Source organism: Dysgonomonas termitidis (assembly GCF_054657735.1).
This window is the reverse complement of record NZ_BAAHYD010000002.1, coordinates 3,721,429-3,748,165: the sequence shown is the minus strand read 5'-3', so window position 1 is coordinate 3,748,165 and position 26,737 is coordinate 3,721,429. Positions and strand designations below refer to the sequence as shown.

Annotated in this window: 17 protein-coding genes; 11 read left to right on the top strand and 6 right to left on the bottom strand. The window is 39.1% G+C overall.

What is annotated here, in order from left to right; genetic code table 11:
* Nucleotides 1–6: 6 nt before the first annotated feature.
* The 6 genes from ACYQ3L_RS19710 to ACYQ3L_RS19685 form a co-directional block, all read right to left on the bottom strand.
* On the bottom strand, nucleotides 7–930 hold the full coding sequence (locus tag ACYQ3L_RS19710; RefSeq protein ID WP_379995333.1) for a peroxiredoxin family protein: 924 nt from the start codon (nucleotides 928–930) through the stop codon (nucleotides 7–9).
* 13 nt (nucleotides 931–943) lie between these two features.
* On the bottom strand, nucleotides 944–3,067 hold the full coding sequence (locus ACYQ3L_RS19705; RefSeq protein WP_379995335.1) for a fimbrial protein: 2,124 nt from the start codon (nucleotides 3,065–3,067) through the stop codon (nucleotides 944–946).
* A 66-nt stretch (nucleotides 3,068–3,133) separates the two neighbouring features.
* Nucleotides 3,134–5,044 carry an FISUMP domain-containing protein gene (locus tag ACYQ3L_RS19700; protein WP_379995338.1) on the bottom strand — a complete coding sequence of 637 codons (1,911 nt, stop codon included), beginning with the start codon at nucleotides 5,042–5,044 and terminating at the stop codon, nucleotides 3,134–3,136.
* A 12-nt stretch (nucleotides 5,045–5,056) separates the two neighbouring features.
* Entirely contained in the window at nucleotides 5,057–5,947 is an 891-nt protein-coding gene (locus tag ACYQ3L_RS19695) for a FimB/Mfa2 family fimbrial subunit (RefSeq protein ID WP_379995340.1), read from the bottom strand.
* Between the two features lie 103 nt (nucleotides 5,948–6,050).
* Entirely contained in the window at nucleotides 6,051–7,169 is a 1,119-nt protein-coding gene (locus ACYQ3L_RS19690) for a hypothetical protein (protein ID WP_379995342.1), read from the bottom strand.
* 241 nt (nucleotides 7,170–7,410) lie between these two features.
* Nucleotides 7,411–7,767, bottom strand: a complete 357-nt coding sequence (locus tag ACYQ3L_RS19685; protein ID WP_379995344.1) for a DUF3868 domain-containing protein — start codon at nucleotides 7,765–7,767, stop codon at nucleotides 7,411–7,413.
* Nucleotides 7,768–8,629: 862 nt separating this feature from the next.
* On the opposite strand from ACYQ3L_RS19685, the gene ACYQ3L_RS19680 reads away from it, so the two are divergent.
* From ACYQ3L_RS19680 to ACYQ3L_RS19630, 11 genes are all read left to right on the top strand, one after another.
* Nucleotides 8,630–9,337: a helix-turn-helix domain-containing protein gene (locus ACYQ3L_RS19680; RefSeq protein WP_379995347.1), complete on the top strand. Its 708-nt coding sequence runs from the start codon at nucleotides 8,630–8,632 to the stop codon at nucleotides 9,335–9,337.
* A gap of 479 nt (nucleotides 9,338–9,816) precedes the next feature.
* Nucleotides 9,817–11,064, top strand: coding sequence for a FimB/Mfa2 family fimbrial subunit (locus ACYQ3L_RS19675; protein WP_379995350.1), 1,248 nt, complete (start codon nucleotides 9,817–9,819; stop codon nucleotides 11,062–11,064).
* 276 nt (nucleotides 11,065–11,340) lie between these two features.
* A complete protein-coding gene (locus tag ACYQ3L_RS19670; RefSeq protein WP_379995353.1) occupies nucleotides 11,341–12,213 on the top strand; it encodes a hypothetical protein in 873 nt (290 codons plus the stop codon).
* A gap of 38 nt (nucleotides 12,214–12,251) precedes the next feature.
* Complete coding sequence (locus ACYQ3L_RS19665) at nucleotides 12,252–12,851, top strand: DUF3575 domain-containing protein (protein ID WP_379995355.1); 600 nt, start codon at nucleotides 12,252–12,254, stop codon at nucleotides 12,849–12,851.
* Nucleotides 12,852–12,861: 10 nt separating this feature from the next.
* Nucleotides 12,862–14,742 (top strand): OmpA family protein, encoded by a 1,881-nt coding sequence (locus ACYQ3L_RS19660; RefSeq protein ID WP_459952454.1) that lies wholly within the window; start codon nucleotides 12,862–12,864, stop codon nucleotides 14,740–14,742.
* A 16-nt stretch (nucleotides 14,743–14,758) separates the two neighbouring features.
* Nucleotides 14,759–17,221, top strand: coding sequence for a Calx-beta domain-containing protein (locus ACYQ3L_RS19655; RefSeq protein ID WP_379995361.1), 2,463 nt, complete (start codon nucleotides 14,759–14,761; stop codon nucleotides 17,219–17,221).
* Between the two features lie 72 nt (nucleotides 17,222–17,293).
* Nucleotides 17,294–17,794 carry a hypothetical protein gene (locus ACYQ3L_RS19650; RefSeq protein WP_379995363.1) on the top strand — a complete coding sequence of 167 codons (501 nt, stop codon included), beginning with the start codon at nucleotides 17,294–17,296 and terminating at the stop codon, nucleotides 17,792–17,794.
* Between the two features lie 91 nt (nucleotides 17,795–17,885).
* Complete coding sequence (locus ACYQ3L_RS19645; protein WP_379995365.1) at nucleotides 17,886–19,274, top strand: fimbrial protein; 1,389 nt, start codon at nucleotides 17,886–17,888, stop codon at nucleotides 19,272–19,274.
* A gap of 21 nt (nucleotides 19,275–19,295) precedes the next feature.
* The gene (locus ACYQ3L_RS19640; protein WP_379995367.1) at nucleotides 19,296–20,321 is read left to right on the top strand and encodes a FimB/Mfa2 family fimbrial subunit; all 1,026 of its coding nucleotides are present in this window, start codon (nucleotides 19,296–19,298) and stop codon (nucleotides 20,319–20,321) included.
* A gap of 159 nt (nucleotides 20,322–20,480) precedes the next feature.
* Nucleotides 20,481–20,936 (top strand): hypothetical protein, encoded by a 456-nt coding sequence (locus tag ACYQ3L_RS19635; RefSeq protein ID WP_379995369.1) that lies wholly within the window; start codon nucleotides 20,481–20,483, stop codon nucleotides 20,934–20,936.
* Between the two features lie 14 nt (nucleotides 20,937–20,950).
* Nucleotides 20,951–26,698, top strand: a complete 5,748-nt coding sequence (locus ACYQ3L_RS19630; protein ID WP_379995372.1) for a PKD-like domain-containing protein — start codon at nucleotides 20,951–20,953, stop codon at nucleotides 26,696–26,698.
* Nucleotides 26,699–26,737 lie beyond the last annotated feature (39 nt).

Genomic DNA, 26,737 nt, shown 5'->3' with positions numbered 1-26,737 from the left:
ATAGTATTAGTGAAGGGCTTTTTCTTCATTGTCTATTGTATTTATATCAGATCCATCATGTTTAAGCAAATCAAATTCATCTAATGACTCGAACCGGTCTACAATTAGTCCTTTAGAATCAATTAAATACATTGCCGGAACTGCTGCTATTCCATAATTTTTGAAATTATCGCTACTGAATGATTGATAGTCACACAGTTTATTTTTCCAGGGAAGCCTCTTGGCGTGTTTCGTATATAATATTTCGTCCGTATCAGCTGACAGGCTGATTATATCTATACCCTTATTGAGTAATTCTTTGTACCGGCTGCTTACATTGGCTAATAATGATTCACAATCGGGACAATTGCTGTCATAGAAGATAATAAGCCTTTTTTCTCCTTCTGTGTTATTTCCTGCCGGTTTCGTACCTGTCAGGGCAGGCGCTTTTGTGCCCGGAAGCATGATAGCGGTGAGTAGTCGCATGGCTATTTCGCTGTCCTCATTTGCATTTATATTTATTCCATGGGAATATGCGGCCAGGCAGGCGGTTACTTTTTTCTGATCCATTTCCATTAATATATCGGCTGATTTACGAACCAATGGTTTGCTGACTTCAGGGCTTTCTATCGCAATACGTTCGAGTATTCTCTTTGAAATATATGTAAATTCTTCAGCCGGAAAAGACCGTACATTGTTTCCGAAGAGATTTATCCAGTCTTCAATAAATGTGTCCCATAGGGGCGAATTGTATAATTTCGTGAAGTTTAAGGAATCGCACACATATGATTTCATAGCTTCTTTGTCAGCATCCGTATTTACCGATTTCAGCTGATAGTAACAGCGTTCTATTTCAGTATAATTCTCCATTGGCCGGGATTGGCTATGTGAACATGAAATAGCAGATAGTAACGCTATAGTGTGCATATATACGAGGGTATTATGTATCATGTTTTTTTTCATCTTATTCTCCGGCTTTTTTCTGTATCAATTGGCCTACATACGATTCCTGAGATATACCATTTGTATCCGTATATTTAATATAAAAATTAATGACTTTGGTATAAGAATCGAGATTCTCGCGTACTGTAACATTTGAAAAACCGGAACTTTTGGTTGCTGCCGGAACAGGTGTAGAGTTAGTAGATACGATCGTCCCATTGTATTTGGCTATTCCGCTCCATGCTACGTTAGCTGTAGCAGTTATCTTTACAACAGAATTGGCTGAAGGTAAATCTATGTCGTTGGGTTCCATGCTGAAAAGACCTACGTATGCCGGAACTGTTCTCTTGAAAGTGAGTGTTTTCGTAATATCGTTTCCTGAATCGCCGGTAAAGGTCGTAGAGAATGACAGTGTTGTGGCAAACTTTGTACCCGCAACAGGAGTATCGTCACTCGACGGTATGAAGTGGAACGTTATATCTGCTGCCTGGGCGGAAGTCCCTCCTATATTGTACGGCGCTTCCAACGGATGCGACATACTTAGAATTGTGTTAGGGAAGGCATTGTTATTCGTATCGTCCGATGCCGAGTACTTCCAGCGTGCATTTGTCCTGATATTTACATTATAAATCAGGCTTTGATTTTCAGCTCCGAAGTCTATAATGTCTCCATCTGTGAGATCTTTGAATTCAAAAAGAGGGTCGACGCTATAATAGGTTATTCTCTTTACCAGGTTTCCGGCAAGGATATCCAGATATCCGACCTCCGCCTTATCTGCGGCTGAGGTATTTACGATCAAACCTATCTGGGTGGAGCCTGTATTTCCTTGTATATTGGTTACTTTTAGCCAGTCCGGATTTGTTTTATTATTCGTGTCACTTATTTTTATTTTCCAGCCCTCTGGTTCATCGGTACTTATTACCAGTTTTGAGGCTTCTTCTGTTCCATTAAGATTTTTTCCTGAGTAGGACAAGAACTCTCCTATATCTACGCCAAGCATATATCGTCCGTTAAAAACAATGTCTTTTATGAGTCCCTCATCATATATTATAGGTTTAATATCCAGATTTGAACGAACCATATATGACGCCAGTGCTTCTTCCAGGGAGGGTAGTCCTGCGCCTGTAACGCCGTTTATTTCTATTTCATATCTGTAATTGCGTAAAATAGGCATGTAATCGCCTTTATCGATACCTGTACCAGTTTCGGGGTACGTAAAGTCAACGCGGTAGAAAGACGAGTTACTTGCACTGTTGTATTTTCCTTCTATGATCAGGCATGTTGCATTTTTACGGTCGGCGTGGTCATAGCCATTATCATCGCTGGCGGCATCGGCCTCGAAAGCATATATTTCACCATTGAAGGAGGTTAATCCGCCGGCTTCATATTTTATCGCATTTCCTGTTCCTAACTTACGTCCGGTAGAAGCCGGAAGGTTTGGACTGGTTGCAGCAGCAGATGAAAGTTCCCCCTGAGAGTTCCAGGTGGGGGCGATGTATCCGTTGGTATTGTAATTGCAAAGGTAAATATTGGACAATTTGAATGTAGCAGGAGTCACAGATGCATTTATTTTTAGGTCTATACGTGCCAGCATCCTGACTAAGGATACATTTGTTATGTGCATTCCTGTTGTGATATTTATTTTGCCGGTTTCGGCTATCATTGGTATGTTCCTGTAAATGCCGGAGCCGTCGGCTTCCCATTTACCCTCATTGGAATATTCCAGCAGAGATAATACTTCCTCCTTTGTAGATACACCCTCGGTAAGGGTACTTGAAATATTATCTACTTTTGTCCGGGCATTGGCTACCAGTAATATATTGCAATCGGTATCTTCCTCTATTACAGCATGGAATTTTGCTGTGCCATATGCATTTTTGATATTTGTAGCTTTCTTATGATAGATAAAAGTCTGGTTGCCCAAATTATTTACTTTAAAAATAAACACGTCGACTTCGTTAACTTCATTTTCCTTTGTTTCGTCCATGGAATATGTGGATGGGAGATTCAGACCCGGAATATTTAGAGTAAAATTTATTGCATGCTTTGATATATCATCCGGTTCAAAGTCCGTCTCTTCACTGCGACATGAGAATATCAGGGGCAATATAGAGATAAACAGCAGATAAAGGATTCTGTATCTCATTTTTATATATCTTTTATTTTTCATTTTCTATGTGAATGTAAATCGTCATTATAATAGAATTGAATATTAGTCTTTTACACAGCGTACCGAAAGCCAGTTGCTTCCATCAGTTAGTGCCGGACCAGTCATATTGTTGATACTTCCTGTATAATAATATGAGTTATTGTCATTTGAAGAGCTCCACCAATGCCCTTTAATATCCCAATCATGCCATTCATTATTGGCATTTAAATAATAACCGGACATACTGTTGTTGTAATTTGGACCGATCCAGAATTGACCCAAAGAAGGCTGTGATGTAATTTCGCTGATAAGCGCGTCGAATTCTGCCTGGGTGGGTAAATGCCATCCTTGGGGGCATGCATTGTCGATAAGCATTGCCTGATCCCATGTATAGTAATGTTGATAATTATTTATTTCGGAAACAGGATCGACGATTATCCCTATACTTCCGTATTTATTTGAAGCATAGCCCGGTTCGCCACTGCCGGTAAGTTTTTCTTCTCTTGAATTCTCAACCATCCAGCATTTTCCATTGTATAAATGAGTATAGTAGGCACTATTTTCAGTTATTTCCATCAATTCTGCCGTTCCATTATTGCCACAACCTTTTTGAGCCAGTTTTACCACATAATTCATATTACCGGCGATTACAGTTAGCCGGGCCAGCCTTTTTGCCTGATAGTTGTCGCCATTAGTGGATATTTTCCATTTTTTTGTGCTTATCTGCGTTATTTGAAGCCATCCGGTCACATTTTCGTCAGTGTATGTAATAGGGCTTATACTGATTCCGGACGGATGGGTTGTGCTTATTTCTATCTCCTGGTCTTCAATATGGTTTTTGAAATCAATAGAGGCTTTGTCCAGTTTCAGGTTGTACTGGCCTTCGAATATTACATTTTGCCTGGCCAGGTTCCAGGGAGTGACCGTCGCTGTTATTTTTATTTCTCCATCAAAAGCATTCTCGGGGGTTTCAGCTCCTTCGTCATCTACAGATTGTATCTCTATGTCATAAAGATGGTTCCGGAGAATATCCCCGCTGAAATCTCCGTTAAGTGTTGTTGGAATATCTATACGATAATATGTTACTTTGGATGAATTGGCAGGATAGCCATAATAACCGCCGACAACAATAGCTGTCGCTTCACTTCTGTTTTCTGCGCCTTTAGTCTCGAAGGTATATATACTTTGTATAATTTGATGAAAAGCATCTGCTTCGTATAAGATGCTGTTCAGTTTTGTTGTTGCAGCATCTTCAGGCACATCGGCCTTTATTACTTTTGCCCCATCCCAGTAATGATCTTTATAAGCGATATATCCTTTGTCTTTTCGATTGAATATGCACGCGTTTACCAATTGGAAGCCGGCGATACCGGCCTTTGCCCTTACGTCCAGCCTGGCTAACATCCGTGTTAGGTCGAATGTGCCCAAAGCAGAGGTTGTATTACTGATTATGGTAGGAGCTGTCTTATAATACATTGGAATATCGCGTAGGATACCTGAATTGTTATTGTTGGCATCCCATTCGGTGCTGCTGGAGGCTGTAAGAAGAGGTATGACAGAATTTATGTTATCGTTTAATGCAATATTAACAGCATCTAATTCAACAGAGGCGTTTGCTAATATGATCAAGACCTGAGGTCTGTAATATTCCGCAAGAGTTACTCTGAATGTGCCTTCACCATCTTGCAGAGATATATTTTCACCTTTCGACCTATATGCATACAGATAATTTCCACTGCCATCGTCCATGAATGCAAGTACCTCAATTGTTCTTACATGCTGTTCCTCTCCTTCCGTCATCGATTTGGTGGCGGATGATGCGTCTTTCCGCATATCTCCGGGGAGTTTCAATGAAAGTGTGACGCTCTTCATTTTTCCTTCATTAATTATGTTATTTGGTTTATCATAATCCTGACAGGAAAATCCCAGAGTAAAGAGAATCAATATGATATAGAATAATACTTTTTTCATCATTAACCTGTTATGTTAAATTGCTGGTTCAACGGGTACCTCTTCCCATTTGAGAAGCTCTATCGTTATATTTCCGTTTTTAAACTGAATCAGTATTGGAATAGTCAGTTCTTCTCCTTCTTGAACCGTGATGGAGTTATCTTCCATGAATTTACGAAGTCCTACTGTGCATAATATATTGTTCCCTATAGCATTATCCAAAAGCTCTATCGTTATAGGGTTGTCATTTTCAAATCGTAAGGTGTTGCATCGAGCAACGGCCGTTTTTTCTGTATTATCTATCTTTACGGTAGGGTGGTAAGTCGTGCTCATTCCTGTTGTTTGCATTTCGAAGTTGCAGGCCGGATTGAGATTGTTTATTCTTATTACCGGATAATTTGAAGGCAGGAGATTTGTAGCTAATGAAGCCAGGCCTTTCACATATACATGTATCTTGATATGTGAAGGTTTGAAATGAACAGTATGTTCAACTTTATTTCTGGATTTAACCGTGAAATTGTGTTTCCCGTAATATAGAGAATCATGTGTTGGAATTTGCAGGGATGTTCCATAATTGGGATGTGAAACTTCCCCGTCATGCATAGATGAATTGGGGTCGAAGCAGGTAATGCGGGTATCATCGAAAGCATTTCCCCAACAAATAGCAGTATATTCTCCTGTATTAAGTGTTAAATAAGTTCCTTGGAATGTATTAAGATCATCTTTGTCAACTTGTTGATTGAGAACATGTACACCGTCTTTATCAAAAATACCGACATTCACCCGGTTGATATGATCCGGAAAACTGGAATAATTGAAATGCAAAATCACATTATTAAGAGGAGGACAGTCGTCCATGTTGTCGCCTATACATCCGGAGAAGAATGTCAATAGGATAAGTACAGGCAGAGCTTTCAACAGTTTCATTTATTTTCTTTTTAAATTTCCTCGTTTCAAAAAATCCATGCAAGCGGGCAGAAAAGCCTGCCTGCATAGATTTATAATTAAGTCTAGTGCGCCTATTGGTAAATTATAGAGCCGGATCAACGTCTACACCTTCCCATGCTTGTACCTGAACAGTTACTTCAACATTTCTTGCTCCGGTCTCCGGTTTCGGATTTAAATCTTTACCATCTATGTCGAGAGATGTGATTTTGTACACTTTTCCGGCTTCAAGATGAGTCAATTCAGAACTTGTACTGCTGTCTATCAATTTTGTTATTGTCAGATATGCCGGCGAAAAACCAAGATTACCACTACCACTTCCAGTAGTTACATCTTCCAGTTTTACAATAATATGGGGAACAGAGGTGTGAACTTCACTATCGATAGTTGTACCCTTGCCTGCAACAGGAGGCATGATAAAGTATGCCCATTTCGCGAGTGCATTAGCTGGTTTGAAAGAATCGTCGGCAGTAACACTTGCATTTGTCCATTCATCTTTGAAACGTACCGGATATGATCCGTCTGTGAATGCTATATCATTTGCTCCATATTGTAAGATATCTGTTGCCAGCGTAGGTATGTCGGCATAGCTTAAACTAACTTTTGTGTAAGTATTATTTATATAAATACCAGTTAGTTTAAAATCTACCAAAGGTAATACTGCTCCGGTCGTTTTGGCTTTTATTTCGCTAATTTCGATGCGGGATACTGCTGCCCGTACCGGAACGTTTACAGATGCATCTCCTGTACCTGTAATAGTACCCGAACCTAACAAGTTAACATCTGTTTCCGCATGTGTTTGTGCGCTGTGTTCAAACATTACAGCTTCCAATTCGGCTTTGGTTGTTATGGACGCAGCCGGTAATAACGGAGATCCTAAAGCCCCTGTATTACCAACTATGATAATTTCGTCAGCAGCCGCAGGGACATCCTGAAATTGCTTAACCGGGAATCCGGCTTCGCTATCGCTCATAGAACCCCTTTTCAATATATTACCACCTCCGATGAAGAATACTTCAGCGTCATAGATCACCGGGGTCTCACCTACGGCGGTTTCTTCTTCGGCATATGTTGTTGGCTTCACGATTTTAACTGTTACATTTTTCGGTTCCCCGGTATCTTCCGGGACAGTCTCATCACTACCACAGCTCGCAAAGCTGAAAAGAAGAGTAGCAGCTGTAATCATTACATACTTAAATTTCATTTTCAATTGTTTTTAATGAATAATAAATTAATTGTGTTATCAGAATATTTTTAATTACACGGAATCTATTCTAATCATAGAATAATTCTATGTAGATTATACTTTTTGTGAAAGAAATTATTAATCAGGAATATATTGCAACATATTTAATCTGCATGCAATTGATCCTTTTCATTGGTAATTATAAAAGCATTCTGGGCTCTATGCTGTTATGATTGTTGAATTCTAACCTGAAAATCCGTTATTCCAATACTAGCTTTATTTGGGTATTATCCATCCAGTTTTCATAATTGATCTGTACAGAATATGTACAACTGAATGATTTACTCCCATCGATCGCCTTATATATATTATATACTGAGTTTACATTTTTTTTGCCTACCGAACGTACCATTTGTTTATAACCTTTATGCCGGCTTTTACCATTAATCAAAAAGTAAGGAAGTTCTCTTTTATTCTTACCTCCTGTCAGTAGGGGGGTAAGTGTCATATATCCATTTTCTTTTATAGAAAAAGGAGGCATTTTAATTTGCATATCAATTTGCAGATATTCTCCTTTTTTTATAAACTTATCTTTTTGAATAATCTGTGAAATCATAATTATTTTTCTTTACAATTACAGGCCAAACTATATTAACAAATAAGGAAGTAAGAGCACTGTAATGATTTACCGTCGTTCTACAGTTACAAAAGTAATTGGACTTTTTATCTGTCTTGTTATTTAAACTTACCTAGAATTACATAGAAATTACCTTTTTGATATTTATATTAATATTATTTAATGGAGTTTAAAATTTTAAAAAATACATTTTTGTTTCAATTTGTTACTTTATTGAATTGTATGTCATTTGTAATCAGATTCAATAGATGTTTAAATATTACAGAATGATTGTATGGCTTACTAATAGTCATTTCTGAACTGTATCTCAAATAAATAAAAATTATAGACACTACCGGTATGAGGCAAATTCATCACTAACTATACAGTTGATATTTTTTTATGAATGAAAAAATGTACCCGGTTTATATTAAAAAAATTAATATATTTGCGTACACTAATATAAAAAATAGGAGCAGGCTTCTTCTATAAATAAAGAGGGGATAATATTTCGCAAATGTCAAAAACTATTGTATTTATAAAACAGAGAGATCTTAACTGAATAAGCCGAGAATAAAATAATTTACCTGAAACGAAGTGTATAAGTGAGTGATATGATTTACTATCTCTTAGATGGTTTCTTTATCTCATATATGTACTTCCGCTTGGGATTTGTTAACACGTCAAAATAACATATATATTGATTATGGGTATCATTACGGACTTCCATGAGCATAAAACATGTGTCAATTATGAGGATGTTAACACTAACTCAAATAAAAAACCAATTATTGAAATTACTGAATTCGTGAAAGGGAAAATTAAGGAGAAAACTCTCTCCGAATCTAAAATCATGTTAGTTATGAAAGGCGAATTTCGTATATCGTATGAGAGGCATATCGATAAAAGAGTAAAGGAAGGGAAGATGCTCTTACTTCCGTCCAGCAGCAAATATATTGCAAGGGCAGAAGAAGATGCCTCCATCCTTATTTTTAGACTCCGGGATAAGATTGAATTATGTGATCGTGTAGGTTTGGAACAGTTGTTTCATAAGTTTAAAGAACCGGATCAGACCTTTAATCTATTGGATATAAAAGAAGAAATCGCTTATTACCTTATAGGTCTGAAAGCTTGTTTGGCAGATGGATTGCGTTGCCGTTATTATTTTGAACTGAAAATGAAAGAATTCTTCTTTCTTATAAGATCTTATTATACAAAGGAAGAGCTGGCCCGGTTTTTTTACCCGTTATTGAGTAACGATACAAGCTTCTCCGAGTTTGTATATAATAATTACAGTAAGGTAAAAACAGTACAGGAATTAGCGTCATTGTCTAATTATAGTCATTCCGGTTTTATAAAGCGTTTTAAAAAAACATTTGGTGTCCCGGCTTATCAATGGATCAAGCAACAGAAGGCAAGCCGGATACTTCATGAAATTAATTGTACGGATAAAACATTAAAGGAGATTTGCGATGAACATGATTTTAGCTCCTTGTCGCAATTCAATGATTTCTGTAAATCTAATTTTGGATATCCTCCTAGTTACATAAGAAAGAATAAAGCATTCTGACAAAAATAAATCAGAATCAACTGCAAGCGTTAAAAAATAATACTGGCGCAACTGATCTTTTTCGGTTGCGCCATTTTTTTTAGCTGTATTGCTACTATTTATGAGACTGATTGTAATTCCGTTTAATACTTCTGATGGAAGGTAATATATACTGTTTTATATCGGATCAACTAAAATATATGTCAGAATTATGTAATAAGGGGTAAATATTAATAAGTGTATAAAGCGTTTATTAGCCTAAGTTTGCAGAGGTTTTTTCCAGTTAGTGTTCATCTATCACTGTTTTGTGATACAAAGGTAAATTTTTAGTTTTTAATTGTGACAAACTACAAAAAAAATTAATCATTTAAAATCAAATGTTGAAGCTATGTCTTTTTTATGAAAAGCGAAGCCAGACAGTTATTAAAGTAAAATATTACGAGGCCAATGTTAACGGTATTTTATGATTAATAACAGAGTATAATTTAATTATTTAACAAATGAAGAAAGTTTTTATTACTTTAATTACAGCTACACTATTGTTTTCTGCATGTAGTAACGATGACGCGCAGAAGCCTGATGGAGGCGAAAACAAGACAGGTTCATTATCATTCGATCTTGCGTTTGAAGAAGCAGGTTCGGGTATTAAAGCTGCTGCTTTATCAAGGGCTATACCAATTACAGGTTGGGCGAATATTGAACGAGTACAAATGTTTTTATATGAGCAGGGTACGGGCAAAGTAGTTTTCTCTTATGAAGTTCAGCCTTCTGCGGGCAATACTTCTTTTCCGTGGTCTAATATTCCTGTAGGGGATTATGACCTGGCTTTGGTTGCGAATATGAAAAATACCGCAAAGAATAATATTACCACTTATGTCGCCGGAGGTGCAACCAGCGAGGCAATTACTGATTTTAATGTCAGGGGGAGAAATCTGAATTCCCAGATATTTATGGACCTTAGAGAAATTACTTTTCCTACGGGACATATTTTTGAAACAGGGAAAAAAGCTTATGCTCCTGCACCGGAAGTATTTACCGCATATGCGGAAGATGTACATATAGTGGAAGGAACACCAGCTAATTTAGGTACTTTAAGGCTTAAACGCGATGTTTCCCTTATGCGTGTGAGAATCAATAAAAAAGCTGAATTCCTTAATGAAACAGGCCGAGAAGTAAGCTTCGCCGATGCTTCAAACTTGATTGTGATTCATAGGTTGCCTGCCGGTTTCGGGGTCAAAACACCGCATACAACTCCTGTGTTTTTGGGTGGTATTTTAAATCAGAATTCAAACGAGAATCGGATAATGATAGGTGCTACCGGTAATACAACATTCAATACTGCTGATCCAGGTGCAGATAAATATAAAAACCCTGAAATCATAGATGCAGACTTCACTCTGTGGCAGGATATAATTGTATTGCCTAACGTTCTGACAACCGCCAGCATGGATATTAGCGCTGATGCAGACGATAGCAGGAAATACTTTGTAGTAATCAGTGCTTTGGCTCCAGCAGGATATAAGCTTGATGATGGAACGGTGTTAACAACCCCAACTCCTCTATACTGGTCTGGAAATATCAAGGGAGGGTTCACTCCGAATGTAATTCGTGAAGTAAATCTAACGATAAGATCTCGTGGCTCGATTGTAAATCCTCCGGGACCAGAAGAAGAAGGTGATTTAATAATTACAGTTGAACCACCTCAGGACTGGAATGATAACATACAAAGAACAGATCAGGAAGTTTAATTAAATACATCATCAGACACATCAATCTATTACTTGATCTTCTCCTTTAGATGCAATGATCCGGAATCGAATCCGGGTCGTTGCATAGGAAGGGGGTTACCTAAACAGAAGCTTTCTCTTCACAAAGCAAAAGAACAAATGACAAATAGAATATATAGCGGTCTTCTTTATTTTATAATATTATCGGTATGCATATGTTTTGCATCATCTTGCACATACGATTATTTCGAAGATGAGTCAAACTATGTGATATATGTCCCAAAAGTTGACATAAATATGAGGACCGATACTTATAAAATAGACAATATCAGTATCCTTATATATAATAACAATCTGGAAAAGGAGCGTTATTCATCCTATCCTTTTGAGGATAATGCCCGGACAAAACTGGGGAATTTTAATTTCAAACTTTTTCCTGGTGAACATTCTGCATACTGCTTCACGAATATAGCAGGGATCAATTTCCCGGAAATTGAAACATTTAGCACGGCCAGGTTTGAATTGAAACAAAATGAAAGTGGATATTATGAAGAACCGCCTGCAATTTTGTTGGAAAGTAAGAGACCGTTTATACATTTTCCCGGACCGATAGTGACAGATACTGTATGGTTCGAAGAAGTATATGTAGGACGTATATGTATTGCTTTCAAAAATATGACCAACCTGAGTCCTTCTCTCACATTTGACAATATAAAGAACGTTGAAATATTGGCGAAGGGAGTAGGAGTTACACAATACTTATCTCAAATAGAAATAACCGATCCCCTTGAAACACGATCTTCACGCTATAGTATCGACGATAAAATTTTACTTACATCACAATTGTCCCAAGATCCATATCCGGATTTTGATTTTGGATTTGATAATTACTATTTCCCTTCTCTGAGTGCAGTGGATGGTATAACAGAACCGATAAGCCTCCAGTTGAACTTTCTGAGCGGAAATAACAATATAATAAGCACACTTGCTATAGACCTGATAGACAGACTTACCGGAGAAGCAATCATTCTCCATACGGGAGAGACTCTTCTCGTAACAGTGGACGGAAATAATATACAGATACTTCATTTAGAAGATCCGTCTGACTGGAATTCTGGTATCGAATCAGGAGGTAATAACACTCCCGGAGGTGGAGGAACAGAGATATGATAGAAACGAATAACTAATAAATTAACACGATAGAATAAATGAAACGTCCTTTACGGTATATATTCAGTAGCTTACTTTTATTCATAGTCTGTTGTCCTAAAGCCGACGCGCAGGCTATAAAAACAAACATTCCTCTGATTGCGACAGGAAATCCTAATATAGGCATTGAATGGTCGATCAGTAAACAGTTTACAGTCAACGGCGATATTCTTTGGGCGCCTTATCTGTTCAAAAAGAAAGAGGAGGTATTCAGAACACTGATAGGGAACATCGATTTGCGATATTATGTAAACCCTAAATATTACTATACTAACGATCTTTGGGATGGCTTATATATCGGTCCTTATGCTATGGCCGGAAATTTTAATATTGGTCTTAAAAACAGCGACGATACTAAAACCAGTTACCGTAGAAAAGGGTGGGGGCTTTCCACCGGTGCTACTATCGGCTATAAGTTCTATTTATCCAGCAGATTTAGATTGGACATCAATGCCGGGGTAGGATATGCCCATCTTCAATATGACAAATTTGAATTGGGAGGAGAATTCGCTGAGTTTCCTTTAGAAAGAAAAAAAACGAAAAGTTATTGGGGACCGACCAAATTTGGAGTTCACTTAGTGTATAATATATTCAGATAATATATAACTAATGATAAACAGAAAAATAAGAATGCGATTTTTATCCTTATGCTGTCTGGTAGCATTGTCTTTTAATACATACTCACAGGATGTACGACAAGATAAGCTGGATAATAAAGCCCGTAAAATAGAGGTGAAGGCAGATCGTAAGTTTGTAGAGCAAGATTTCGATAAAGCGATGAAACTATACGAGTCGGCAATAAAAGAGGTAAAAACAGATGTTTATACAGCGACTCTTCATCTGAAGACGGCAAGATTATATCTTACATTATTGGATTATGTGGCGGCAATACCTCATTACGATGCTGCAATATCATCAAACGAAAATTTATTAACATCGGTAGACGTCTGCAATTATTTGGATGCATTGAGATATTCCGGTGAAAAAACGAAGGCGATCATCGTTGCCCGGGAGTATGCCTATCGGGATGTATACAGGCGAGATCAGCGCTATCTGAATATATTGCATGCACTAAACTATGAGGATGGTTTTTTGCCGGTAGGAACACCTGAATTTAATATTCAAAAACTTGATAAATTTAATACTGAATATTCTGAATTCTGGGTTGGGAAAATGAGGAATGAGTATTTCTATGCTAGCAGCAATAGCCGGTTTCATGATCCTAACAAAAAGTTTTATCACAGAACCAGATATTATTCGCTGGATGAAAATTCCGAATATTCGATCAACTCGGCTAAAAAAGGCAGATCGAAATCATTATTACATATGATTCCTGTCGATTTACAGAATGGACCTTTATCGTTCTCCGACGATATGTCGAAAATGATTGTAACGGAAGTTGCATACGATAAAGGAGAATCTGTAGAAATGTCTTCAGATGGGGTGAACGCCTATAAAACAAAATTATGTTATTCCGAATACAATAAGAATCGCAAAGGCTGGTCTGCATTCCAGTCTGCTTTTCCTCAGCGGGAAGAAGCTTCTTATGCGCATCCTTTCATCTTTAACAGAAATAGGTCTGTACTCTTTTCATCCGATATGGAGGGGGGATATGGAGGTTATGACATATATATTGTTCATTGGGACGATAAACTTCAGATCTGGGGCGACCCCATTAATCTGGGAGCACAGGTCAATACAGAAGGTGATGAGATATCTCCGGCCGTATTTAATGATATGCTGGTATTCTCATCAAATGGACATATTGGTTTCGGGGGGTATGATATCTATGGTATCAGCTATGAAAATGGTAAGATAATAAATGGAAGTCTTACTCATTTCGATTATCCTATAAATACTGTGCTTAACGATTTCAGTATGCTGAGGATAGATAAGGATAGAGGATATGTGGTGTCAGACAGGCAACGTTTCAATAAAGATGATATATATTATTTTGAACGTAATAAGAATTTCAAAGGTGAAAAACTTATATACGGCATGTCGGAAGCGGATGCAATAACAAATGGAGCAATTGTCTTAGTGAACAACGAAGGCAATTATAACAGTCCTCGCAGGGAGTCTGTGCCTGAGTTCAACCTGGAATCGGAATCCTTACTGAGTATATATTTTGACTTCGATAAATCAGTTTTGCTTCCTTCTGCTATTCAGGAGTTGAAAGCGTGGCTTGCAGAGACAGATCTCAATAACATAGAATCTTTAATCATTGATGGATATGCAGATGAAATGGGTACAGATGCCTACAACTACAATCTATCGAGAAGAAGGGCTGAGGTTGTCGCTCAATGGTTATCCGAACAGGGAATTAAAGCGCGTGCAAGGGTGACAGGAAAAGGAAAGATATTTGTCAATAACGAGTCGCCATTGGATGTTCCTTTTTATAGTGATACACAGAATACTTCAATCTGGAACCATCGGATATGGATGAACCGCAAAGCCAGACGGGTAGATATAAAAGCAGTAATTAAATAACATAACAAATATATACATGAAGTACAGAAGAAAAATATTCGAAAGTTTACTGATTTGTGCTCTATTGATTGGGTTTTCAGTACAAAAAACTAATGCTCAGTATATGCCTGTAGTCTATGACAGGACATATGATGGCGAAGATATCCAATATCAGCATATATATCCGGCTTCAGACGGTCAGGTTGTACTGGTTGGTTCTATTGGCGAAAAAACAACGATAACATGGGTAAAGCGCAATGGAGACATATACTTTTCTCATTCGTTGCCATCGGGTTTCACATCAGTGAATAACGTTTCTTATATAGAGAAAGATAAAATATTGATTCTGGGGCAGTCGAATTACCTGATTCTGAGAACAAAGACTAATAAGGTCTGCGGCCGTGCAATTATAGTAGACAATACCGGGAAGATCCTGACAGATGTATATCTGGGAGAAGACGGGAGTGAACTATTCTGCGGAAAAGTATTGAAAGACGGCAACCTTGTACTCGGTGGATATGAACCCAAGACTGGAGATGTAAGGGCCGGATTGCTGGGGAAAGTAGATGCTACAGGGAAGGTTATATATAAATATCTTTCCAGCGAAAGCGGGACTTGTGTAGGTTTCGATGTATTAGGAAGCACAACGGAATACATACATGCGGCATTTACCGGAGAAGATGGTACATCTGCTTCTGTCGTCCGGTTAGATAGTAAAGGAAAACCCTTCTTTGCAACTAATCTGCCCGATCAGGGTTTTCATATACACAAAATGATAACAGCGCCGGATGATCATATTTTCCTTATAGGAAGCAGTGTCTCTACGGGTGGCCGTGTCATTAAAATCAGAACGGAAGGTGATATTGTCTTTAACAAAGAGATTGTGCCTGCGTCTGAATTTTCTACATTGGAACATTTGTATCTGGCAAATAATGGAAATATTCTGGTTGGTGGCAATGGTGGTGATAAATGCTATTACTCGCTTTTACGTAACGATGGTACCGACTTACTGAAGTATATCCTAAGGGGAAGCATATCTGGTATGGGTATGAATCCAGTTTCGGGAGAATCTGTTGTAGTTGGCTTTGATGCTGACCGTGGTCGTGGTACAATTGTAGGACTGGCCAAGGACGGCCGTCAGATATATCAGAAATCTACCGACGGTAATTTTGATAAGACTCAATTGACTCAGAATGGTATTTTCCTTGCCAGTACAGCAACAGGCCGTATCTGTATGCTCTCAAATATGGGTGAGATGCTCTTCGATCGCTATGCTATCGAAAATGAAAGGAATATTTTTGAAGAAATCAACTTTACATCTAACGGTGATATATTATTCAAAGGAAAAAACAATCGTGTAGTGAAACTGGGACATGGAGTATATGTGTCTGATGTGAGAATAAACAAGCCTGTCAATGGTTACACTACAGCATTGTTTACGGTTACGCTTACCGGATATTCAACTACAGAGCAAGGTGTCCCTGTACCGGTGACAGTTGAGTACGGAACTAAAGCAGGGACAGCTACGGAAGCTGACAACTATTCCCCTATAAAAGGAAGCCTGTCTTTTGTTCCATCCAATGACGGTGCTACACGCTATATGATAAAACAGGATGTCGAAGTTCCTATCAAGGCCAACAACCTGATGGAGGGACGCAAAATATTCGAAATGCATCTGTCCAATGTAAATCACAGTTATCTGGTGAAACCAGTAGGTTTAGGTACAATCGAAGATCAGGAAGTACTGGTAAAACTGGTGAATACAGAAGATGGTGTAGAGGATCAGAAAGATGTGGCTTACGAATTGGGGATATTTAAAACGAACGGCGAAATGCTGGTGAATTCCACCGGGTCGGACATTGTTATAGATGGTATTTATGGAAAAGGAACGGCTGATGCTTTGGATTTTGATATGGGGATTATCCCCCGTGTTGTAATAACCAAAGGACAAAAAACAGGTAAGTTCAATGTAAGGACGCTTAACGATACACGTTACGAATTACCTAAAACTGTAGTAGTGGATTTCAATAAGATACATGCTATAAACGATGCGAATATCAACTTTGAAAGTTCACTTCTGAGTTGTGCCGGTAATATTATTGACCAACAGGCTATGATTGCAATTACATCTTTGGGCGATCATGGAAGAATGAATAATATCGTATCGGGTTTTTATCGTATCTCATTGTTGAGAGCATCTGACGGAGCGTTACTTACCAATGCTACAGGAGGAGATGTTAATGTGACATGTTCGATAGGAGCCGAAACGACGGCAACAGAGGGTAAAGACTTTGTCCTTACCAACCTGCACGACCTGCGTATCTGGGGAGACGGCAATCGCAGTACTGTTAATCTGAACGGTATTGTCCTCTACGACAAAGATAAGGCAGGACCTAAAAAATTATCAATGGAAATTAATTCTGTAACAACACCGGAGTATAGCCCACAAATATCCATTTCGACAGAAGGCAAATCAGCAAGCTTTGTGATTAACGATTAAGCACTAAAAGCATCTGTTTTGTTTTATTTGCTGACCCTGTTTTTGAGTTACTAAATTAAAGAATGAGAAAATATGGAATATTTAAACGTCCCTTCTATTCTGTCTTTTAGGCATTCTGCAATAAAAGAATTTAAGGTATATACCGGTTCCCGCAAAGGAGCTGTGGAGTTAAATTCATCCGAATTTGACCCGATGGCCATTTGGGAGCAATATATTGTACGAAAAGAAAATATTTGTCAGGAATTAATGATGGCGTTTATTGATGAAACGACATTGGCTTTCTTTCCCGAAAAATATACTTATACCTACAGATTCGAAAACGGGGTTTTGCAAATATACAACACCATGCATAATAGCTGGGATAACTTTGCATATGGCAATAGGAGTAAACTGGTGATAAAACAAGGACTTACCTGTATAGGGAATGAATTGACTTTTTTACAGCACAGGGTAAAGAATACGGATGAAACTTGTTTTGGTGCATTAAACTATGCAGGTTTAAATTCTTTGTCCTATATGAAAGATAAAAAAGCAACTATAGCCTGGTGTAACGTACATTATACCTTTCAATAACATCCCTAAGATAATAATGTTATTGATTCTCACAAACAATAAAGATATAGAGGACAAGACTATACAATTTTAAGGATAAATGGTACAAGCAATGAAAAAAAAGAAAATAAAAGAACATATAAATATGGCCGTTATACTTCTGGGGATAATGGGATTTGTATGTTCCTGTTCTGGAGATAGCGTCTTTATTGATGAGGGCGGAAATACAGATACTGAAAAGAAAATTTTTCTTTCCATGGCTCTGAATTCAGATGTGGATATGAATGAAAAATCGGTAGGGAATATTGATGATCCCGGTTTCGAAAGCCAGATTTACAGGCTCGATGTCCTAATATTCAAATCGGCAGGAGAATATGAAGCGGGAAAAGTTGACGGTCATGATTCTGTTCCGCGCACTATAATTAACGGGAATGAGTATAAAGCTATAGATGAAATAAAAGGAATCAGGCTTACAGCCGGAAAGCGCGATATATATGTTATCGCAAACGCTCCGGACGGATGCTTTGCATCTGTTCAGAATCTTACTCAGTTTCTACAAAAATATGAAAATTTGTCTACTCAGGGCTTGTTCCCGCATCCGGGTCCGGTAGCTCCTGATCCTGATGATAACCCTCCAATCGGAGGAATCAATCCGTCAGATCTGAAAACAAATTTAACCATGTGCCATTACGAGGAAAATGTGGAATTTGTAAATACTAAAGAACAACATTATCTGGGATATACATCAAATAACGGCCGTCCAGGAGATGTGGCTTCCGATCACGGACATGCATTGTTCGGTGCTAGTCCGTTCCTGTTGGAGCGGTTAGTGGCAAGGGTCGCGATTCAAAAGATTGCATTTGATTTGGATGCTAATATGGAATTTGAACAGGGTCATCCGACGGGTAATTATACATATCATATCGATTCGGTATTTATGATGAACGTAAAAACAGCATCGTGGTTTCCTGCCGAATCCGGAAACGTGCTGTCCGGAAAATTTGGGCATGGATGTAATACAGGATATCAGTTCCTGAACAGTCCGGCATTAGTAAGCAATCTTAACCCGGCAAGTCAATTGACAAACTATTTAACAGAGCCAATCTTCACACAAAAATATGATATAACATCTGACGTAACAGCAAATGATACCCCTTTATGGTATTATGTTTTCGAAAACGATGAGAGTACTCTTTATCCCACCTATTTTGTAATAGGGGTAAGGTACAACTTTGAGAGTACAAAAGATGCAGGGGTTATTAAAACCGTTAAGTGTTATTATCCGGTAATAGTGAATGCTCCGGCACCGGGGAAAACAACACATGATTACATAAAACGTAATTACCAGTATGGCATCAAGGCTACAATAAAGGGTCTGGGGACTGTATATGGAAATAACGCCGCCCTTTTAAAAAGTGCACAGAGCCCGGATACGGCGATTGAGATAGATGAAACAATAGGTAAGAATCTCTTTCCTTGGGTGGGAAATACTTATCAGTAAGAAAAAAGAAAGATTATGAGAATGAAAACTATTATATACGCATCTTCACATCATTTTGTTTTCTTTTTGAAAACATGCATGACTTTATTCTTCTTAACCTTCATAGTATTGGCTTTTATGCTTTTTCTACAAGGTTGTACAGGTGAAGATGTAATGCGAATGAATCAGAGGCAAGATGACGGAGAATCTAATCTGTCGATGCAAACGAAATCCTTACCTGTTGAATTAATAAATAATTCGCATTTGTATGTGTTTGATGAGGACCGGAAATTTGTCAAAGAACAATTTAATGTTAATAAAGCAGGGGATAAACTTTCTACTACGATGCCGGTTGGAGAATGGAATCTGGTACTCTTCAGTTGCGATACTGATATTTCAGGCCAATTAAATCTTCCGTACGGAGGCGATATCGATACTTCTCCGATGTGGGAGACTAAATTGATAGCTCCTGCGAATCAGTTTCTCTCTCAGACCCCGGCCGAATTAAGTTATGCACCTATTTTCAATACAGAAATCCAGCAAGGCGTAACAACTTATAAGAATGCTTCCCTAAACAGGAATGTGGCTAAAATACAGGTTATATTAGAAGAATATACAGGCTTTGGCAATATAGTGGCAGGAACGAATCCTTTTGCTTTTGTAGAATTACTTGACGCGCCAACAACTTTGGCATGGAGCGGGAAGTATCTTCCTACCAGAGATGCTCCATACAAGTCAGATAAGCCAATAAGGGAATATTTTAATTTTAATAATGAGCTAAAAGCAGATACTGTCGATTTTATTGTACCGGCGCACAGAGGTGATGATGCATTCGATGCTACACATAGCGATACTACACATCACAAATTGCGTTTGCGCGCAAGTATGCCGTTAAATAATGCCAGTTATTATGGAAAAACTCCTATCGTAATACCTTTTGTACCTAAGATTAACCGTATTGTTCAGGTAGTGCTGAAATTCAGAGGTGAACCTGATACCGATCTCGATGTGAAGGTGACGGTGAAAGACTGGGAGACGTCCATAGACCAGGATATAATATTCGAATAGCGAATAATGATGTAGCCCAAAGTGGGTTATCGAAGTTTTGTAAAGTTTGTGTTAAGGTGAATCCTGTGAGTCGGGAGATTCGCAGGATTCTTTTAAAGTACCTTGGCCATTGATGTATAAAACTAATTATAGATTATGACAATAGAAAATAAGATTGATATGAAAAGAATAAACACAATAATGATAATGATACTTCTGGTATGTTTTGCCGGAAGTATAAAAGCACAAAGTATAAGATGGGCAGATACAAACGAAGAATATGCCCGTAAAATCGGAGATAATTTATACGAACCCGTTCCGGCGGGGGTGGTTTCATACAAGGTTGAAAACAATAAGTTCTTTTTACTTGCAAACGGAGAGTTGGAAGGACAAAAAGGACATTTATCCCGCAAAGGTGATATAGCATATTACTTTAACGGTGAAGATCAGATGGTTGGTTATTACAAATCTAAGGATAAGGTGCAAAGATATACTATTGTAGAGCCTGGTTCCGGAAAAGAGGATGAATGTGCAGTTTTATATGAAGGCACGCTTTATCTATTCGGGAAAGTTAAATATAAAGTAGATGACTCTTTCTCTCCTGATGTATTAGGCTTTTTTCTCTTTGTACACTAAATAATTAAATCGAAATGTATAAATATCAATATATTAAATATTTAATTCTTTTACTTATTTATATAGGTATAGGAGGTGAGATACAGGGACAGATTGCCCAGACTATAAATCCCACCGGAGGCGCAAGCTCATCATTTAATGATGGGTTGAAAATTGTTGTCAATACAACCGGTAGCTTGGCGGTATACAGAGCGAATCTGGCACAATACTGTTGTAGCCATAATTACCCGAGTGGTAGCACCGGTGGGGTAGCATTAACATTTAGGTCTAGTAGGGTTAATGGTAGTACAACAGAATATAATTCTTCAGCGAATCAATGGACGGCGTGTTCAACTACAGCAGCAGTCCAGACTGGGAATGTATGGACAACCAGTATTTCCGGTTATTTTATATCACGATTGAGCCAGAAGAAGTTTTATGTGACTATGAATTTTAAGTACACTCATCCTGATAAATACTTTTTAGTTGATTATTATGTGAGAGCTCCGCATGATTTGGCTATACCGGAAACGGTGCATATATATTTGGACCATGATGCGAACATTAAAGGGTCCGATGGTTCCCGTGGATATATGGTTACTAATACAACAGGGCATTATGTCGGTAATTATCGGACAGCTTCGGATAACTCCAGTACTTGTGCCCGATATAGTTCAGGCGTAAGCCCGTCTGCTCACGGATTTAAAACTATAGGTGGTTTTAGAAGTTATTATAGTGGGGCGTATAGCAGTCGTAATGGCCTGAATGCTCAATTACAATTGAGCAATACTGTGCAGACAGTCAGTTGTATAGATGATGGTGTTGCCGTCGAATTTACTATTGGTCCATTATCGGCGGGCCAGATTGGAGCAAAGCAGGTGATGCACGCTTATGGGGATAATCAAACTGAATTTAATAATATAGCAATGGCAGATCCTACCCCTCCGTCAGGTTTGTCTTCTCCGGTTACGGTTAATTTTTCATCTGCTACATTTAGCGAGGATGAGGGAAACAATACGCATGTAGCTACTACTGCAAAAATAATAGTAGGTGGAGGTCGGCTGGCTCAGGATCAGGTATGTAACTTTACTGTTTCGGGAGGTACGGCAACAGCTAATACAGATTATTCATATGTGAAAGGATTTATTATTCCCGCAGGTGATTATACAACAGCAAAAACGCTTACATTAAACAACATATCGATTATTGGTAATACTACTTGCCAAAATAACAGGACATTCAATATTTCAATTGATACTGAAGCATGTAATGATCTTATTCAGCCCGGTACAATAAAAAATGCTGTTTTTACAATTATAGACGACGATACGCCTACTGTAAATCAGCCGGCAAGTCAAATATATTGTAGTGGAGCTTCAGTTCCGGCAAATACATTTGTGTTTTCGGGAAGTACATTACCTAATACTACTTATAGTTGGACAAGTAATACGAATATCGGTTTTGGAACCAGTGGATCGGGGAACATACCTGCTTTCACAACTACGAGTAATAATACAAATGCACCTATTGTAGCCACCATTACAGTCACTCCTAAACAAGGAACATGTAGTGGTACCCCGGTGACTTTTACTATCACGGTCAATCCTATAGCCAAGGTAAATACCATTACCGATCAGACAGTGTGTAACGGAACATCAATGTCTGCAATAACTTTCGGTACACCGACTACTCCTGCTAACTTGGTAACTTACAGTTGGACAAACAATAATACGGCTATCGGTCTTGCGGCCAGTGGGTCAGGTGCGAGCTTACCGGCCTTTACCGCAACCAATAGCAGTAATGCTCCGGTGACAGCCAGTATCACGGTTACTCCTAAATACAATAATAGTTGTACAGGCGCTTCGATGACTTTCAGTATCACGGTCAATCCTACGGCGAAGGTTAATACCATTGCTAATCAGACAGTGTGTAACGGTACATCAATGCCAGCAATAACCTTTGGTACACCGACCACACCAGCTAATTTGGTGACTTACAGCTGGACGAACGACCAGCCCGGCATCGGTATCGCAGCCGCAGGCACAACTTCCAGCATTCCGGCCTTTACCGCAACCAATAACAGTAATTCCCCGGTGACAGCCAGTATCACGGTTACTCCTAAATACAATAATAGTTGTACAGGTGCTCCGATGACTTTCAGTGTCACGGTCAATCCTACGGCAAAGGTTAATACCATTGCTAATCAGACAGTGTGTAACGGCACATCAATGCCAGCAATAACTTTCGGTACACCGACCACACCTGCTAACTTGGTGACTTACAGCTGGACGAACGACCAGCCCGGCATCGGTATCGCAGCCGCAGGCACAACTTCCAGCATTCCGGCCTTTACCGCAATCAATAACAGTAATTCCCCAGTGACAGCCAGTATTACGGTTACTCCTAAATACAATAATAGTTGTACAGGTGCTCCGATGACTTTCAGTATCACGGTCAATCCTACGGCGAAGGTTAATACCATTGCTAATCAGACAGTGTGTAACGGTACATCAATGCCAGCAATAACCTTTGGTACACCGACCACACCAGCTAACTTGGTGACTTACAGCTGGACGAACGACCAGCCCGGCATCGGCATTGCAGCCGCAGGCACAACTTCCAGCATTCCGGCCTTTACCGCAACCAATAACAGTAATTCCCCGGTGACGGCTACTATTACGGTTACTCCGGAATATGATAACAGTTGTACAGGCGCTCCGATGACTTTCAGTATCACGGTCAACCCTATAGCCAAGGTAAATACCATTACCGATCAGACAGTGTGTAACGGAACATCAATGCCAGCAATAACCTTCGGTACACCGACTACTCCTGCTAACTTGGTAACTTACAGCTGGACAAACAATAATATGGCTATCGGTCTTGCGGCCAGTGGGTCAGGTGCGAGCTTACCGGCCTTTACCGCAACCAATAACAGTAATTCCCCGGTGACAGCCAGTATCACGGTTACTCCGGAATATGATAATAGTTGTATAGGTGTTCCGATGACTTTCAATATCACGGTCAATCCTACGGCGAAGGTTAATACCATTGCTAATCAGACAGTGTGTAACGGTACATCAATGCCAGCAATAGCCTTTGGTACACCGACCACACCGGCTAACTTGGTGACTTACAGTTGGACGAACGACCAGCCGGGCATCGGCATTGCAGCCGCAGGCACAACTTCCAGCATTCCGGCCTTTACCGCAACCAATAACGGGACAGCTCCTGTGACGGCTACTATTACGGTTACTCCGGAATATGATAACAGTTGTATTGGTACACCGGTGACTTTCAGAATTACGGTAAACCCTACCCCTATGGTAAATACCATTGCCGACAGGACAGTGTGTAATGGAAATTCAATACCTGCAATAACTTTCGGTACACCGACCACACCAGCTAATTTGGTGACTTACAGCTGGACGAACGACCAGCCCGGCATCGGTATCGCAGCCGCAGGCACAACTTCCAGCATTCCGGCCTTTACCGCCACCAATAACGGGACAGCCCCTGTGACGGCTACTATTACGGTTACTCCGGAATATGATAACAGTTGCACAGGACCAACAATGACTTTCAGGATTACGGTAAATGCTCCTGTTATAGCAGGAACTATAAAGGGTAATCCGTTCGTCTGTGGAAATCAGAATCCGTTGGAAATAAAAGAAATTACAGCGGCTTCGGGTGGAAGTAATTCTTTCACATACCAGTGGAAGTCCAGTATAGACGGTGTGATATGGACAGATATATCAGGAGCGAACAGTACCTCCTATACACCGGGGCACCTCTCTGTAGATACGCATTTCAAAAGAATAACTATCGATGGGTTCTGTGGACAGCAGTTTGAAAGTAACGTCTTTACAATAAAGGTCATGGCTCAGCCAACAGCGCTTTACTGGAAATCAACGGCAGGGGACAGCAACTGGAACAATCCGGACAACTGGGTGGATAAAGAAGGCAATCAGTTGGGAATGGTGCCATTGGCATGTACGGACGTACAGATAACAGGAGGTTCTGCAAATTATCCTTCCCTGGATTTAAGCAGTACGCCTGTGGATATATATGGGATTCCGCAATGTAGGAATATTACTTTCCAGTATGGTGCGGAAGTTGCGTTCCAGCATAAGTTAACTTATGAAAAAGCATTTGTTCAATACAATTGGGGATATTATAGCAATACAAGCGGTTTGGCGGATGGTACTCAGCCCGACCAGAACGGATCGGGCGATCCATGTCTGGTAAAAGAGCGGGATGTGTGGTATGCATTAGCGGCTCCATTGAAGAATATGGCATCGGGAGACTTTTCGTTTGGCGGTTTCCCTGTAACATGGCAGGGCGGTTTTAATATACAAGACCCTGTGACAGGTGAATCTGTGGGAGTAGAAGCCGGAGATTTCGGTAAGGCATATGCAAGAAACGATATCAATTTGACAGAAACGAATAATGCAGTTGCGATAAAAGTTCCTTCGTTCAAGAATCAGGTAGGTCTTGATAATCACTGCCATATGGATGCGCTTAAGGGTATCTTGGAATTCCCGTACTTTGAAAATAGTACACAAAGTCCATATCATCCGGCCCATACTTATGATAAGTTTACCGGAGAAAGTAAGTTCTTCTATTTCGATACCAAAACGCTTCAATTAATATATTCGCCTGTGGGACGAATGAAACGTGGGGCGGAGTCTTATCGCTTCGTATACGAAACTTCTTCGAATGGAGTAACGAATATCAATGTCGGTGGAAATAGCGTACCGGGATATGCTCAACAAGTGACGAAGCATATAGCTTCATCGCAGAGAATTATGATTGGGAATCCGTTTATGTCATCTATCAATTCAAAGCGTTTCCTTGATGCGAATAATATAAGCACTCCAAAAATATTGGCTAGTGATGGATACTATGTATTTAACAGTACGACCCAGACATGGGAACACCTTCCTTTCTCAGCCACAAACAATATCAAACCTCAACAGGCATTTATTGTAACATTGGCGGATGGCGTGAGCAATACAGAATTGTTATACCCATTTGAAGGAGCATTTGCTTTAACCGGACCTACTTTCAGAGGACGTTCTCTGGTGGTACCTGAAGGGAACTCTTTATATCTGAAGACGAGCGACAGCAATGATAAGGCCGGTGATTATGCCATATTGAATGCATCTCAATCGGATGAAAATCTGAATAACGTAAGGAAAATGATTTACACCGAAGGGCATGTTGTGCCTGAAACATTCTTTATAACGCCTAATGGTAAAGATTATAATCTTGTTCAGGCATTAGAGGACGATGTTCATGAAATAGGTATAGGCGTAAAATGCTCCGATATTCAAAAACAGCTGAAATTCACGTTTGATAATGTAAGTGAATTTTATTCAGCCTATGGTTTCCGCCCTGTATTAGTAGATAAATTTATGGCGATAGAGCAAGATCTGACAGATAATTCCACATATCACTTCCATCAGCGTAAAACAACTGCAGAAAACAGATATATAGATGCAGACCGGTTTGTGTTGCGTTTGGCTTCTTCAGGCGACATTATTGGAGATGCAAGTGATGATATCCGTATAATTTACCAAAATCATGTATTGGATGTAAAATCGAGTCGGGTAATAAAAAGCGTTCTTGTATATGACTTATATGGAAGATTGATACACTCGGGTAAGCAGATTAATTCAACTGTTTATACCAAACCTCTGTCGTTAGCCCAGGGCTTGTATATTGTAAAAGTGCAGACTGAAGATGGTAAAACAAAAGTGGAAAAAATAATGGCTTTGTAAATAATAATCTATAAAATAAGTGAGCAGCTCATGGATAAC

Coding starts and splice junctions, on each gene's coding strand:
- ACYQ3L_RS19680 (WP_379995347.1), top strand. CDS start 8,630: ATGAAAGGCGAATTTCGTATATCGTATGAGAGGCATATCGATAAAAGA.
- ACYQ3L_RS19660 (WP_459952454.1), top strand. CDS start 12,862: ATGATAAACAGAAAAATAAGAATGCGATTTTTATCCTTATGCTGTCTG.
- ACYQ3L_RS19640 (WP_379995367.1), top strand. CDS start 19,296: ATGAAAACTATTATATACGCATCTTCACATCATTTTGTTTTCTTTTTG.
- ACYQ3L_RS19645 (WP_379995365.1), top strand. CDS start 17,886: ATGAAAAAAAAGAAAATAAAAGAACATATAAATATGGCCGTTATACTT.
- ACYQ3L_RS19665 (WP_379995355.1), top strand. CDS start 12,252: ATGAAACGTCCTTTACGGTATATATTCAGTAGCTTACTTTTATTCATA.
- ACYQ3L_RS19710 (WP_379995333.1), bottom strand. CDS start 930: ATGATACATAATACCCTCGTATATATGCACACTATAGCGTTACTATCT.
- ACYQ3L_RS19685 (WP_379995344.1), bottom strand. CDS start 7,767: ATGATTTCACAGATTATTCAAAAAGATAAGTTTATAAAAAAAGGAGAA.
- ACYQ3L_RS19695 (WP_379995340.1), bottom strand. CDS start 5,947: ATGAAACTGTTGAAAGCTCTGCCTGTACTTATCCTATTGACATTCTTC.
- ACYQ3L_RS19650 (WP_379995363.1), top strand. CDS start 17,294: ATGGAATATTTAAACGTCCCTTCTATTCTGTCTTTTAGGCATTCTGCA.
- ACYQ3L_RS19670 (WP_379995353.1), top strand. CDS start 11,341: ATGAGGACCGATACTTATAAAATAGACAATATCAGTATCCTTATATAT.
- ACYQ3L_RS19700 (WP_379995338.1), bottom strand. CDS start 5,044: ATGATGAAAAAAGTATTATTCTATATCATATTGATTCTCTTTACTCTG.
- ACYQ3L_RS19690 (WP_379995342.1), bottom strand. CDS start 7,169: ATGAAATTTAAGTATGTAATGATTACAGCTGCTACTCTTCTTTTCAGC.
- ACYQ3L_RS19635 (WP_379995369.1), top strand. CDS start 20,481: ATGAAAAGAATAAACACAATAATGATAATGATACTTCTGGTATGTTTT.
- ACYQ3L_RS19630 (WP_379995372.1), top strand. CDS start 20,951: ATGTATAAATATCAATATATTAAATATTTAATTCTTTTACTTATTTAT.
- ACYQ3L_RS19675 (WP_379995350.1), top strand. CDS start 9,817: ATGAAGAAAGTTTTTATTACTTTAATTACAGCTACACTATTGTTTTCT.
- ACYQ3L_RS19705 (WP_379995335.1), bottom strand. CDS start 3,067: ATGAGATACAGAATCCTTTATCTGCTGTTTATCTCTATATTGCCCCTG.
- ACYQ3L_RS19655 (WP_379995361.1), top strand. CDS start 14,759: ATGAAGTACAGAAGAAAAATATTCGAAAGTTTACTGATTTGTGCTCTA.